At 64.3% G+C, this 12,938-nt stretch carries 11 protein-coding genes; 9 read left to right on the top strand and 2 right to left on the bottom strand.

All coding sequences use genetic code 11. The features are described 5' to 3' along the window. The first annotated feature begins 41 nt into the window (after positions 1–41). From msbA to murB, 6 genes are read left to right on the top strand one after another with little or no spacing between them, the layout of a single operon-like run. Positions 42–1,778 (top strand): lipid A export permease/ATP-binding protein MsbA, encoded by a 1,737-nt coding sequence (msbA, locus tag OCT39_RS09680; protein WP_263584268.1) that lies wholly within the window; start codon positions 42–44, stop codon positions 1,776–1,778. Further along, on the top strand, positions 1,775–2,830 hold the full coding sequence (gene lpxK, locus OCT39_RS09675; RefSeq protein ID WP_263584267.1) for a tetraacyldisaccharide 4'-kinase: 1,056 nt from the start codon (positions 1,775–1,777) through the stop codon (positions 2,828–2,830). The genes msbA and lpxK overlap by 4 nt, the downstream gene beginning before the upstream one ends. Next, positions 2,823–3,032 carry a Trm112 family protein gene (locus OCT39_RS09670; protein WP_252107600.1) on the top strand — a complete coding sequence of 70 codons (210 nt, stop codon included), beginning with the start codon at positions 2,823–2,825 and terminating at the stop codon, positions 3,030–3,032. Before lpxK ends, OCT39_RS09670 begins: the two co-directional genes overlap by 8 nt. Further along, complete coding sequence (kdsB, locus tag OCT39_RS09665; RefSeq protein ID WP_263584266.1) at positions 3,033–3,812, top strand: 3-deoxy-manno-octulosonate cytidylyltransferase; 780 nt, start codon at positions 3,033–3,035, stop codon at positions 3,810–3,812. It abuts the gene before it with no gap. Further along, on the top strand, positions 3,809–4,273 hold the full coding sequence (locus OCT39_RS09660) for a low molecular weight protein-tyrosine-phosphatase (protein ID WP_263584265.1): 465 nt from the start codon (positions 3,809–3,811) through the stop codon (positions 4,271–4,273). Before kdsB ends, OCT39_RS09660 begins: the two co-directional genes overlap by 4 nt. Next, complete coding sequence (murB, locus tag OCT39_RS09655) at positions 4,273–5,280, top strand: UDP-N-acetylmuramate dehydrogenase (protein ID WP_263584264.1); 1,008 nt, start codon at positions 4,273–4,275, stop codon at positions 5,278–5,280. Before OCT39_RS09660 ends, murB begins: the two co-directional genes overlap by 1 nt. Positions 5,281–5,380: 100 nt before the next feature. Here the strand turns inward: murB and rne are convergent, their stop codons facing one another. Beyond that, positions 5,381–8,800: a ribonuclease E gene (gene rne, locus OCT39_RS09650; RefSeq protein ID WP_263584263.1), complete on the bottom strand. Its 3,420-nt coding sequence runs from the start codon at positions 8,798–8,800 to the stop codon at positions 5,381–5,383. 720 nt (positions 8,801–9,520) lie between these two features. On the opposite strand from rne, the gene OCT39_RS09645 reads away from it, so the two are divergent. The 3 genes from OCT39_RS09645 to sppA are packed head-to-tail and all read left to right on the top strand — an operon-like array spanning position 9,521 to position 12,287. Then, complete coding sequence (locus tag OCT39_RS09645) at positions 9,521–10,462, top strand: RluA family pseudouridine synthase (protein ID WP_263584262.1); 942 nt, start codon at positions 9,521–9,523, stop codon at positions 10,460–10,462. 9 nt (positions 10,463–10,471) lie between these two features. Beyond that, complete coding sequence (locus tag OCT39_RS09640; protein WP_263584261.1) at positions 10,472–11,125, top strand: HAD family hydrolase; 654 nt, start codon at positions 10,472–10,474, stop codon at positions 11,123–11,125. 37 nt (positions 11,126–11,162) lie between these two features. Next, positions 11,163–12,287, top strand: coding sequence for a signal peptide peptidase SppA (gene sppA, locus OCT39_RS09635; protein ID WP_263584260.1), 1,125 nt, complete (start codon positions 11,163–11,165; stop codon positions 12,285–12,287). Here the strand turns inward: sppA and OCT39_RS09630 are convergent. Further along, a complete protein-coding gene (locus OCT39_RS09630; protein WP_263584259.1) occupies positions 12,284–12,898 on the bottom strand; it encodes a Maf family protein in 615 nt (204 codons plus the stop codon). The genes sppA and OCT39_RS09630 overlap by 4 nt on opposite strands. Positions 12,899–12,938: the final 40 nt, after the last annotated feature.

Raw genomic sequence — 12,938 nt, 5'->3', positions numbered from 1 at the left:
GGGTAGAATTCGGCGCACTGCACTTTAGGGCTGGAGCACGCGTGACCGATTCGAGCTGGGCGTTGTACAAACGCTTGTTGGAGTACGTAAAACCCCATTGGAAAATGTTTGCGTTGGCGATCATCGGTTTCGTGATCTACGCCGCGTCCAGCACGGCGCTGGCCGAGATGATGAAGCGCCTGATCGACGGGATCCAGAACCCGGACGCCGCCTTTCGCTTCTTTTTGCCGCTGTTCGTGGTGCTGATGTTCGCCGCCCGCGGGGTAGGAACGTTCTTGAGCACCTACTACATGGCGTATGTGGGTCGCTACGTGATTCATACGCTGCGCTGCGACGTGTTTGATCACATGCTGCATCTGCCCGGGCGCTTTTTCGATCAGCACTCGAGCGGTCATCTCGTCTCGCGCGTCACCTACCACGTCGAGCAGGTCGCGGGTGCGGCAACCAACGCGGTCACGGTGATTCTGCGCGAAGGGCTCTTCGTCGTCGGGCTGGTGCTCTATCTGCTCTGGACCAATTGGATGCTGACGCTGCTCTTTTTGGCCGTGACGCCGGTGATCGCCGTGGTCGTGAGCTTCGTCAGCAAGCGCTTTCGCAAGATTTCCAAGCGGATACAGAACTCTGTGGGCGATGTGACCCACGTGGCGTCAGAAGCGCTCTCCGGCTATCGGGTAGTGCGCACCCACGGCGCCGAGACCTTCGAGAAAAAACGCTTCGAGCGCGCCAGTGAAGAGAACCGCCGCCAGAGCATGAAGCAGGCGATGACCAAGGCGATCAGCTCGCCGGTGATTTTGATGCTGGTGGCGATTTCCATGGCGCTACTGGTGTGGCTTGCCATGGCGCCGGCCTTTTTGGCCGACATGACGCCAGGCGAGTTCGTGGCCTTCATCACCGCCGCGGCGCTGATGATCAAGCCGGTGCGCCAGCTCACCGAAATCAACGGCGACATTCAAAAGGGGCTGGCCGCCGCTTCCGAGCTGTTCGCGGTGGTGGATCTGTCTACCGAGCCGGATAACGGCACGTTGATGCCCGAAACGCTCAAGGGGGAGGTGCGCTTTGAAAACGTGAGCTTTCGCTACGATGAGGAGCAGCCCAACGTGCTCCACGGCATCGACCTGCACATCGCGCCGGGGGAGATGATCGCCATTGTTGGGCGCTCCGGCGGCGGCAAGTCCACGCTGGTTGGGCTACTGCCGCGCTTCTATCGGCCTTCCGAGGGGCGCTTGCTCATCGACGGTGCCGATAGTGACGACTACGCGCTCGGCGCGCTTCGTAAGCACATCGCGATCGTCTCGCAGCAGGTGACGCTGTTCAACACCACCATCGCCGCCAATATCGCCTACGGCGAGAACGCGCCTGACCGGGCGCGAATCGAGGAGGCCGCAAAGGCGGCCTACGCCAGCGAGTTCATCGACCAGCTTCCGCAGGGCCTTGATACGGTGGTCGGCGAAAATGGCCTCACGCTTTCCGGCGGCCAGCGCCAGCGCTTGGCGATTGCCCGTGCGATCTATCGCAATGCGCCCATTCTGGTGTTCGACGAGGCGACCTCGGCGCTCGATTCCGAATCCGAGCGCTATATTCAAAAGGCGCTCGAGTACGTCTGTAAAGGCCGCACGACCCTGGTGATCGCTCACCGACTCTCTACTATCGAGCGCGCCGATCGCATCGTCGTGATGGATCAGGGGCGGATCGTCGAGCAGGGCACTCACGAGGCGCTGCTCGAGCGCCAGGGCGCTTACGCCGCGCTTTACCAGATACAGTTTCAGGAGTACGCGTGAGCCTTGCCAGCCGCTGGCTCGACGGGGTCTACCGGGAGCGTCTCTCCCGGGCGCCCTGGCTTCTACCGCTTCTGCCCTTGAGCGCGCTTTATGGCGCCGTGATCAAGCGCCGCGCTCGGGCCTACCAGACGGGTAAAAAAAGCGTCTGGCGCGCGCCGGTGCCGGTCATCGTGGTGGGTAACATCACCCTCGGCGGTACCGGCAAGTCGCCGCTGGTGGCCTGGCTTGCCGCTTTTTTGACGCGCCAGGGCTATACGCCTGGCATCGTCACGCGAGGCTACGGCGGCCGCGCGCCGGCTTATCCGCTCATCGTGGAGGAGACGACCCCGGTCGAGCACTGCGGCGACGAGCCGCTGATGCTCTTTCGCCAAACCGGCGCGTGCGTGGCGGCGGACCCGAACCGTCCGCGCGGCGCCCAGGCGCTCATCGAGCGCGGCTGCGACATCATCATCAGTGACGATGGCCTGCAGCATCTGGCGCTGGGCCGCGACATCGAGCTTCTGGTGGTCGACGGCGTGCGGGGGCTTGGCAACCGGCGCTGCCTGCCCGCCGGGCCGCTGCGAGAGCCGGCGTGCAGGCTTGAAAGCGTGGACGCGGTGATCGTCAACGGTACTCTCGCAAGACCGCTGCCTGTCGAGCCGGTCATGATGACGCTCGCCCCGGCGCGATGGCAGCGGGTGGGCAGCGGCGAGCACGCAGCGCTCACACCGCTCCCCTTCGAGCCTCCAGTGCACGCGGTGGCGGGTATCGGCAATCCCGAACGCTTTTTCAAGACGCTGGCGGCCCTTGGCGTCGAAGGCGAGCGACACGCGTTTTCTGATCATCACGCGTTCGATGCCAAAACGCTTGCGTTTACTCCGCCCAGGCCGCTCGTGATGACGGCCAAGGACGCGGTAAAGTGTCGGACGTTGGCACCAAAAGAGAGCTGGGCGCTGGAGGTCGAGGCCGAGCTTCCCGACGCGTTTGGCGTTTGGCTTACCGACGCGCTGGCCACGCGGCCCCCGAATGAATCACTATCGACCCACACACACGAGGAAGGCGCTCATGGATAAGGAACTCTTGGCAATGCTGGTTTGCCCGCTCTGTAACGGCAAGCTCGAGTATGACCGCGACGCGCAGGAGCTCATCTGCTACTACGATGGGCTGGCCTACCCGATTCGTGAGGGTATCCCGGTAATGCTGCCGGAAGAGGCGCGCGTACTCAGCGCCGACGAGAAGCTCAACACCTCCCCGGGACGCACGGGGCAGGCGTAAATGGCAGGCTCAACGGATTTCGTCGTCGTCATTCCGGCGCGCTTTGGCTCCTCGCGCCTGCCCGGTAAGCCGCTTCTGGAGATCGCCGGTGAACCAATGGTGGCCCACGTTTGGCGCCGCGCCAACCAGAGCCAGGCCCAGCGCGTGGTGGTGGCCACCGACGACGAGCGTATTCGCGAGGCGCTGGTGCCGCTGGGCGCCGAGGTCGTCATGACCCGCGCTGATCATCCCTCCGGCACCGACCGCCTGGCGGAAGTGGCCGAGCGGCTGGGCCTCGACGACGACACACTGATCGTCAACGTCCAGGGCGATGAGCCCTTGATTCCGCCGGCGCTGATCGACCAGGTGGCCGGGCGGCTGGCTGACGACCCCGAGGCGTCGATCGCCACGCTTGCCGAGCCGATCGTGGATGTCGAGACGCTATTCAATCCGAACGTGGTGAAGGTGACCTGCAGCCACGCCGGGCGCGCGCTCTACTTCTCACGAGCGCCTGTCCCATGGGATCGCGAGCAGTTCGCGCAGAAGCCGAGCCTTCTGAGTACCGATGCCTGGCTCAGGCACATCGGCATTTACGCCTATCGGGCGAGCTTTTTGCGCGATTACCAAAACATGGCGCCTTCCCAACTCGAGCAGCTGGAGCAGCTCGAACAGCTCAGAGCGCTTCAGCACGGCCACTTCATTCAGGTGGCGCTGGCCTGCGCGCAAAACCCCACCGGAGTGGATACGTTTGAAGATCTGGCGCGGGTGCGTTTACTCATCGAACAAACGGAGGCCCAATGACGCGGGTACTGTTCGTCTGTCTGGGCAATATCTGCCGCTCACCGAGCGCCGAAGGCGTGTTTCGCAAGGCACTCTTTGACGGCGGGCTCTCTTGTGATGTCGAGGTCGATTCCTGCGGCATCGGCGACTGGCACGTGGGCAAGGCGCCGGACGAGCGCGCCCAAAAAGCGGCGCTTCGCCGCGGGGTGGATATCAGTGGGCTCAAGGCGCGCACGCTTCGTCGCGAGGATTTCGACGCCTTCGACTACGTGCTTGGCATGGACCGCGATAACCTCGATGCCATTCGAGCAATGGCGCCTGACGGCTGCCGTGCGCGCACCGGGCTCTTTCTGGAGTACTCGGATGCCGGCGAAACCGAGGTGCCGGACCCGTACTTCGGCGGCGAGCAGGGCTTCGAGCACGTCCTGGATCTGATCGAGGCGGCTTCGCACGGGCTGATTAGAGCGCTGAGAAAGCGCTGATGGCTACAACGCTTGAACAGCGGGTGAATCTGACCCGCGCCAATACGTTAAGACTTCCCTGCACGGCGGACATCGGCGCCCGCCCCAGAACGCCTGGTGAGCTTCGCCAGGTGCTGGATACGTGCCGCGAAAACGAGTGGCCGGTCACGCTGCTCGGCGGCGGCAGCAACGTGCTGCTGCCAGAGCATCTTCCTGGTGCGGCGATCACGCTGGAGTTCGATCAGTGGTGGATCGAACGGCGCGGTGATGGGGGCGTCGCTTACGTAGGCGCCGGCGTTCACTGGCATACGCTGGTGATGACGCTCGCCGAGCGCGGCTGGTGGGGGCTCGAGAACCTGGCGCTGATTCCTGGGCGCTGCGGGGCGGCGCCGGTGCAGAACATCGGCGCCTACGGCGTCGAGCTCGGCGACTGCCTCGAAGGCGTACAGGTCATGGCGCTTGACTCCAGACGCGTCTACTGGCTCTCACGGGAGCAGTGTGAGTTGGCCTACCGTGACAGCATCTTCAAGCGCGAACTGTCGGGAAAAGTCGCGATTCTGCGCCTGGCGCTGCGGCTCTCCCGAACCGGAGCGCCCAAGCTTGGCTACGGTGATCTGGCCCAACGAGTCACCGGCGAGGCAACGCCGCTTCAGGTTGCAAAGGCGGTGTGCAGCACGCGTCGGGAGAAACTGCCGGACCCGAACGTGCTCGCCAACGCCGGCAGCTTTTTCAAAAACCCGGTGGTAAGCGACGCCACGGCCCAGACGCTGCGCACTCGGTACCCGGATATGCCGAGCTTTGCACAGCCTGACGGGCGCTATAAGCTCGCCGCGGGCTGGCTCATCGATCAGTGCGGGCTCAAGGGCCAGCGCTTCGGCGCCTTTGGGGTACACGAGCGCCAGGCGCTGGTGATGGTGCATTTTGGCGGCGGCAGCCGTGTGGAGCTGCTGGACGTTGCCCAGAAAATCGTTGGGGCGGTCGAGTCCCGCTTTGGCGTACGTTTGGAGCCGGAGCCGCGAAGGCTGTGAGCGCTTTTGTAAGCTCGCGTTTTTCCAGGCACGTCCTGCCAAACACGTGATTCAGACATAAAAAAACCCCGCCAGAGGCGGGGTTTTTCATGGGCGCGGTTTACTCTTGGCCGGCACTGCCTTGCTTGCGCTTCTCGCGCGGGTCGTTGTGCGCCCGGCGGCGGCGCTTCGGCGCCGGTTTGGCGGAGGCGCTGTCGCCTTGAGAGGCAGGCTCGGCGTTTGCCTCGTCAGCGCTCTTTTGCGTCTCGGTTGGCTCGGCCGCTGCGCGCTCTGTCGGCGCAGCAGGCGCTGCCTCCGGCTCGACCTCGGCCGCTACCTTGGCGGCGCTGTCAGCGTTCGGATCGGTTTGATCCTCGGCGCTGGCATCGACCGTCGCGGCGGTTTCGGCTTTCGGCGCTGGCTCAACGCTTTCGAGCTGCTCCGTCGGGTTTGATGTCTCGCGGCTCACGTTGAGTGAAGTCTCATCGGCAGGGGCGTCGTCCTGAGCCTCGGAAGAGGCGAGGGCTTGCTCCTTCGGCGTCTGAGCATCGTTTTCAACCGGCACGGGTGCGTCGGTCGGCGCCGGCTGCGCTTTGGGCGTTTCCTCGGCAACCGTTTGCCCGGAAGCCGCTTCCTGCTCAGCGGTCGAGGGCGTCTCGACGGCCGGGGTTTTTTCCGGCTGCGGTGCGACGCTTTCCGGCGCGGGAGTCGGCTCGGCGGTTTCGGCATTTATCAACGCTTCGTCGGCGCTTGAACCCGAATCGGCATCCAGGGCATCGCTGTCGGTCGACGCTTTGGGCGCCTGGGCCGAGGGCTGAATGTCGCTCGGCGTCGGCGCGCTTGCCGCGTCAATCGTTTCCGGCTTGGCGGTGTCTGCCTGCGGCGTTTTTTGCTCAGCAACGGACTCGCTGGTCTCTTGCAAAACCTGTGCTTTGCTTTCCTGCTTCAGGGGCTGCGCGGCGAGAGCGTCTTCGGTGCCTGGCGCCGGCGCTGCAGCCGGGGCGTTCTCGGCGGCGGGCGCTTGCTCGCTCTTCGCCTTGTTTGCCGATGCCTGCTCGCGCTGAGGGGATTCGACGCTGGCGGGCTCGCTTGCCGTACTCTTCACGTCGCTGACGCTTTCAGCGGGCGCCGGCGCGTTGGCGGCATCGCGCTGAAGCGCAAGCTGCTCGGCTTCGGCTTTCGGGTTGATCGCCTGCTTGCGCGAGCGGTTGCGCGGGTTGTTGCGGGTGCGCTTGGGCTTGCCATCGTCCTTGGGCGCGTCCTGCTTCGACTCGGCCTTGACATCGGCTTTCTGCTCGCCCTTGGGCTCGGGCTTTGGCTCGCTTTTGGGCGCTGCCTTGGCGTCGGTCTCGGCGGGCGCGCGGCTCTCGTTTTTGGGTTTGGCGTCGCGCGACTTGTCGCGGCGGCCGTCGCTTCGTTTGTTGGACTGAGCCTGGCCGGCGTCGCTTTGCTCACCGCCGCGCTCGCCTTGACGCGCGGGCTTGGCGCTATCGCTGGCCTTCGCCTCGCCGGATTGCGCGTTGCTCGCCTGGGCGCTGTTGGACTGGCCGTTGCGACGACGATTACGCGTGCGGTTCGGGCCACTGCGCTTGTCGCTCGACTCGTCGTCGCCCTTGGCACTTTGGCCACTGCGGGCCTCCGCTTGGCTCGACTCGCTGCGGGCCGCGTCGTTGTCCGGGCGCTTCTCGCGCGCCGGCTTTCCGCGCTCACTGCCCTGGCCGCGCTCGTTGGAGGCGCTTTTTTCGCTTGTCCGGGGCTTGCGAGAGGCGGGCTCGGCGGCGGGCTTTTGCTCGCTGGTGGCGGCTTCATCGCTGCCCAGCAGTTTGGCGAAGCCGCGAATCAAGCGGCCCAGTACGCCGGTCTCCGCATTGCCCGGCGCCTCGGATTTGGCGGCGGGAGCGGGGGCGGTATCGGTTTGCAGCGATGCTGGTGCCGGGGCGTTGTGAGCGACGGTCTTGACCGCGGCTTCGGCGCGTTGGGCCGGCGGGGCGAAGCTTACATCCGGCTCCTTGCCGACCTCGGTCTCCATCGAGAGCTCGTAGCTCGAAAGGGTATGGCTTTCGTCCTCGTCGAGGTGATCCGAGCGCAGGCGTTGCACGTCGTAGTGTGGCGTGTGCATGTCCGGGTTGGGTAAGAGCACCACGCGAACGTCCTGACGCGCTTCGATATCGGCGAGCACGCTGCGCTTTTCGTTGAGCAAGAAAGTGGCGACCGGCACCGGCAGAATGGCGCGAATCTGGGCGCTGCGCTCTTTCATCGCCTCCTCTTCGATCAAACGCATGATCGAAAGCGACAGTGAGCGTACGTCACGAATGCTGCCCTGGCCGTCACAGCGCGGGCAGACCCCGCCGCTGGTTTCGCCAAGTGAGGGGCGCAGACGCTGGCGCGACATCTCCATCAGGCCGAAGCGCGAGATACGTCCGATCTGGACGCGCGCACGGTCGAGCTTGAGCGCGTCGCGCATGCGGTTTTCGACCTCGCGCTGGTTGCGCGCCGGGCCCATGTCGATGAAATCGATGACCACCAGCCCGCCGATATCGCGCAGGCGCAGCTGGCGGGCGATCTCGTCAGCGGCTTCCGAGTTGGTCTGAAGGGCGGTTTCCTCGATGTCGCTGCCACGGGTGGCGCGCGCCGAGTTGATGTCGATGGAGACCAGCGCCTCGGTATGGTCGATCACGATCGAACCGCCGGAGGGCAGCTTCACTTCGCGCTGATACGCCGTTTCGATCTGGGATTCGATCTGAAAGCGCGAGAACAGCGGCACTTCGTCGGTGTAGAGCTTGATCTTCTGCTGATACGACGGCATTACCTGGCGAATGAAGCCCAGCGCCTCGGCGTGAATGTCGGGGCTGTCGATCAGCACCTCGCCGATGTCCTGGCGCAGGTAGTCGCGCATGGCGCGAATGATGACGTTGGACTCACGGTAAACGAGAAACGGTGCCGGACGCTTGGAGGCTTCGGCAGTGATCGATTCCCACACCTGGGCCAGGTAGTCCAGATCCCACTGAAGCTCTTCGGCGCTGCGCCCGATGCCGGCGGTACGCACGATCAGCCCCATCTTGTCCGGCACGGTCATCTGCGACATCGCATCCTTGAGCTGGCTGCGATCATCGCCTTCGATACGCCGTGAGATGCCGCCGGCGCGCGGATTGTTGGGCATCAAGACCAGAAAACGTCCGGCCAGGCTGATGAAGGTGGTCAGCGCCGCCCCTTTGTTGCCGCGCTCCTCTTTATCGACCTGAACGATGACTTCCTGACCTTCCTTGAGCACCTCCTTGATGCTGGGGCGCCCGGAAACGTCTTTCAGAAAGTATTCGCGTGAGATCTCCTTGAGCGGCAAAAAGCCGTGGCGCTCGGCGCCGAAGTCGACGAATGCCGCTTCCAGTGAGGGCTCGACCCGGGTGATCTTGCCGCGGTAGATATTGGCTTTTTTCTGTTCGCGGGCGCCGGATTCGATATCCAGATCGTACAGGCGTTGACCGTCGACGAGCGCAACCCGCAGCTCTTCGGGCTGGGTTGCGTTGATGAGCATTCTTTTCATGGTGTCTCGCAATGCGTGTGCACCGATGCGCCGTCAAGGCGTTGGCGTCGACGAATCGCTTTTGCTGCGTGCTTGTGCTCGGCGCATGGCTATGCTGACGCATTGAGCCGGGGGCAGTGTGGCCCACGCGGCTAGGAGGCGTTGAGTACGTGGCGGAGGCAGAACGTGTTTCGGTGGCGTTGACGTCCATCCGGCCCTGCTGACACCGCCGACACCTGGCATTCATCGATTCGTCAACGCCGGTATCGGCACAGCGTTGATCCTGACGCGCCGGGCCGGGTTTTGGATGGCACTTTCGATCGATAACTCGAGCAGTGACATTTGAACCCCGAGCCGGGGCGTAACGTATATTCCAATTTTTCGCGGCGGCCAACCAGGCATCACCACGAACGCTACCGCCTGTCGGGCGGCAGGTTTACTGCGTTTTTTTACATCCGGTAATGGGTAATGCGTACACTATTCCATTGGACCTTCGCTCGGGCCTGCGTGTTGGACGGGCAGGCGCTTGGGCAGAGCGCTTGGGCAGGAAAACAACGGTGTCTGTCGGGCGTACCCAACCTGCATCACGCCCTGCCAATGAGCCATTTGGAATATAACAGGTAAGCCTGGCGCCAGCAATTGACGCAATGGCGCTAGCACTGGGTTAGAATGGGGCGCTTTGGCATTGATGGTTCTACAACCGACCAGACGAGTGTCACAACCGACCAGGAGCATGCGGCGATGGCCGAAGGGCGCGAAGTGCAGTGGGTGGAGATCGCCCCGGAACAGGCGGGTCAGCGGATCGATAATTTTTTGATGACCCGTTTAAAAGGGGCGCCCCGCGCCTTGATCTACCGCATCGTGCGTAAGGGCGAAGTGCGCGTCAATAAAAAGCGCGTCAAGGTGGACTATCGACTCAACGCCCATGATCTGGTGCGCGTGCCGCCGCTTCGCCTCACCCCGCGCGAGGCGCAAAAAGAGGTCAGCGATAGTTTGCGCGATCTTCTGATCGGCAGCGTCATCATGGAAGGCCCGGAATGGATGGTGTTGAACAAGCCATCGGGCCTTGCGGTGCATGGTGGAAGCGGCGTGAAGATCGGGCTGATCGAGGCGCTTAGGCAGGTGCGCGACGACCTGAGCTTTTTAGAGCTCGTTCATCGGCTGGATCGTGACACCTCCGGATGTTTGCTGCTCGCCAAGTCCCGCGAGGCGCTGGTGACGCTCAATGAGTCGCTCAAAAAGCACGCCATGGACAAGCGCTACGTGGCGCTGGTCAGCGGGCGCTGGCCGGCGCGCAAGACCTATGTCAGCGCACGCCTGGACCGGTATGACGCCGGCAACGGCGAGCGCCGCGTGCGGGTCGACCCGAATGGCAAGGTCTCGCGCACTCATTTTCAGGTGCTGGAAACCTTCGAGAAAGCGACGCTGATCGAGGCGGAGCCGGTGACCGGGCGCACCCACCAGATTCGCGTGCACGCCGCCCACGCCGGCCACGCGCTGTTGGGCGACGACAAGTACGCCACTAAAGAGAGCGGCCACATGTCGCGCCAACTCGGCGTCGAACGGCTGTTTCTGCACGCCCGCGCGCTGACCTTTCCCGAGCCCGGTAACGGCCGCCCGGTCACGGTGAAGGCGCCGCTGCCCGAAGCGCTCGAATCCGCCCTTGCCCGCGCGCGCCGCTAAGGATCGACCATGCGTTATGAGCTGATCATTTTCGACTGGGACGGCACGTTGATGAATTCGGTGCCTAAAATCGTCGCCTGCATGCAGGCCGCCGCCCGGGAGGCCGAGTGGGGCGAACTCGAGGTGGGCGCGATCGAGAACATCATCGGCCTGGGGTTGCCCGAAGCGATTGCCACGCTCTGCCCGGGCATCGACGATGAGCGCGCCGAAGCGCTCAGGCAGCGCTACTCGCACCACTTCGTGGTCGAAAACACCACACCCATGCCGTTTTTCGATGGCGCCCTGGAGGGGCTTTCGCGGCTCAAGTCCCGTTCGGGGCAGCGCCTGGCGGTGGCCACCGGCAAAAGCCGCCGCGGGCTCGACCGGATCTTTCGCGAAACCGGTAGCGGCGAGCTTTTTGATGCCAGCCGCACTGCGGACGAAACCCGCTCGAAGCCCCATCCGCAGATGCTCGAGGAGCTCTTGTGCGAGCTCGATATCGATGTCTCCCGCGCGGTGATGGTCGGCGACACCGAGTATGACCTTGAAATGGCCCGCGCACTCGGTATGGACCGTGTCGGCGTCACCTACGGTGTCCATACCTCTGCCAGACTTCGCCAAAGCGAGCCCCGCTGGGTGGCGCACAGCGTTTCCGATCTTTTCAACTGGCTCGAAGGCGAGTAGCTCGCCCGACCGCCCATCCCGCTGACAGGAACATGCCATGAACAACGACGAGGGACGTTTCGACCCGCCGCCGCGCCGCCGTCTGGACGCGCAGAACGATACGGCGACCGGCCGTGAGGATCGCTGGACTCAGGGGCCGGAAGTGGCCAAAAGCGAGCGCGGCGAGACGCTTGCGGGCGCGCCGGATGACAGCAGCGAGACCCTGCGCGAGCGCCAACGGCTGGCGCAGATCGAAATGATGGATCGCTGGATCGGCGGCGTACTCACCGAGCAGCGCCGCAGCCGGCGTTGGAAGCTCTTTTTCCGTCTTCTCATGCTGACGCTGGTGCTCGCGCTGCTCTTTTTTGCGCTCTACCGCGTATTCTTCCCGACTTCCGGTAGCGTGGCGCCAACGCAAAAGCACCTGGCGCTGGTCGAGGTTCATGGCGTGATCGCCGGTGATGCGCCGGCCAACGCGGAGCGCATCATCAAAGGGCTTGACCGGGCCTGGGAGGCGGACAGCGCGGCCGCCATCGTGCTGCATATCGACAGCCCCGGCGGAAGCCCGGTGCAGTCTCAGCGAGTCTACGCGGAGATCATGCGGCTCAGAGAGCAGGGCGACAAGCCGATCATCGCCGTGATCGAGGATATCGGCGCCAGCGGCGCCTACTACATCGCTTCGGCGGCGGACACCATCGTCGCCTCGCCGGCGAGCCTGGTGGGCTCCATCGGCGTGATCTACGCGGGCTTCGGTTTTCAAGAAGCGATCGATGAGCTCGGCGTCGAGCGCCGGGTGATGACCGCTGGCGAGAACAAGGCGTTTCTGGACCCGTTCCAGCCGCTGGATGACGAGATCGCCGCCTTCTGGCAGGGCGTGCTGGAGCAGACGCATCAACAGTTCATCGATGACGTCGTCGCCGGGCGCGGCGACCGGCTGGTGCAGAGCGACGAGCTCTTCTCCGGTTTGATCTGGAGCGGTGAGCAGGCAATCGAGCTGGGGCTCATCGATGAGCTGGGTAGCCTTGAGCAGGTCGCCCGCGCGCAGGTTGACGAGGCCGCCTGGGAGAATTATACCCCGCGCCTCGACCCCTTCGAGCGCTTTACGCGGGGCTTCACCGGCGCGGCGGCAGAGCTTCTGGGCGTCGAAACCACGCGCTCGCCGCTGCGTTTCGAGGCGCGTTAGGCCGTCGCCACGCGCTCGCCGAGCGGGTCCATGCCCGCCTGGCGCAAAAGCGTGCATAGCGCCATGAGCGGAAGGCCGATGAGCGCGTTGGGGTCACGCCCGTCGAAGGCGTCGAACAGCGTGATCCCAAGCCCTTCCATGCGAAAGCTGCCGGCGCTATCCAAGGGCTGCTCGGTCGCAACGTAGCGCTCGATCTCGTATTGAGTCAGCGTTCGAAAGACGACCTCGAAGGGCTCGACGATGACCTCGTGCTGACCGCGGCGGGTGTCGAGCAGCGCCAGGCCGGTCAAAAAGCGCACCCGGTGGCCGGAGAAGCGCGAAAGATTGGCGCAGGCGCGCTCATGAGTGTGCGGTTTGCCGAGGATCTCGCCGTCGAACAGCGCGATCTGGTCCGAGCCGATGATCAGGTGGTCGGGAAACTCATCGGCAACGGCGCTCGCCTTGCCCAGCGCCAGCCGGTGCACCAGCGCCTCTGGCGACTCATCCGACTCAGGCGTTTCGTCGATATCCGGCGAGCGGCACTGGTAAGGAAGCTGGAGGCGGTCGAGCAGCGCTTTGCGAAAGCGGGAGCTCGAGGCGAGTACGAGCGGGGCATTGGCGACTTCGGGCACGGTGTTCTCCTTGGGCCTTTAAAGGGCGTTATAAAACGTC

The sequence above is a fragment of the Halomonas sp. GD1P12 genome (genome assembly GCF_025725645.1).
Lineage (GTDB): Bacteria > Pseudomonadota > Gammaproteobacteria > Pseudomonadales > Halomonadaceae > Vreelandella.
The sequence above is the reverse complement of the archived record's forward strand: the minus strand, read 5'-3'. Positions and strand labels throughout refer to the sequence as shown.

Excerpts from the sequence above, each read along its gene's own strand:
- OCT39_RS09640 (WP_263584261.1), top strand. The coding sequence starts at position 10,472 with ATGCGTTATGAGCTGATCATTTTCGACTGGGACGGCACGTTGATGAAT.
- OCT39_RS09660 (WP_263584265.1), top strand. The coding sequence starts at position 3,809 with ATGACGCGGGTACTGTTCGTCTGTCTGGGCAATATCTGCCGCTCACCG.
- sppA (WP_263584260.1), top strand. The coding sequence starts at position 11,163 with ATGAACAACGACGAGGGACGTTTCGACCCGCCGCCGCGCCGCCGTCTG.
- OCT39_RS09645 (WP_263584262.1), top strand. The coding sequence starts at position 9,521 with ATGGCCGAAGGGCGCGAAGTGCAGTGGGTGGAGATCGCCCCGGAACAG.
- kdsB (WP_263584266.1), top strand. The coding sequence starts at position 3,033 with ATGGCAGGCTCAACGGATTTCGTCGTCGTCATTCCGGCGCGCTTTGGC.
- rne (WP_263584263.1), bottom strand. The coding sequence starts at position 8,800 with ATGAAAAGAATGCTCATCAACGCAACCCAGCCCGAAGAGCTGCGGGTT.
- OCT39_RS09670 (WP_252107600.1), top strand. The coding sequence starts at position 2,823 with ATGGATAAGGAACTCTTGGCAATGCTGGTTTGCCCGCTCTGTAACGGC.
- murB (WP_263584264.1), top strand. The coding sequence starts at position 4,273 with ATGGCTACAACGCTTGAACAGCGGGTGAATCTGACCCGCGCCAATACG.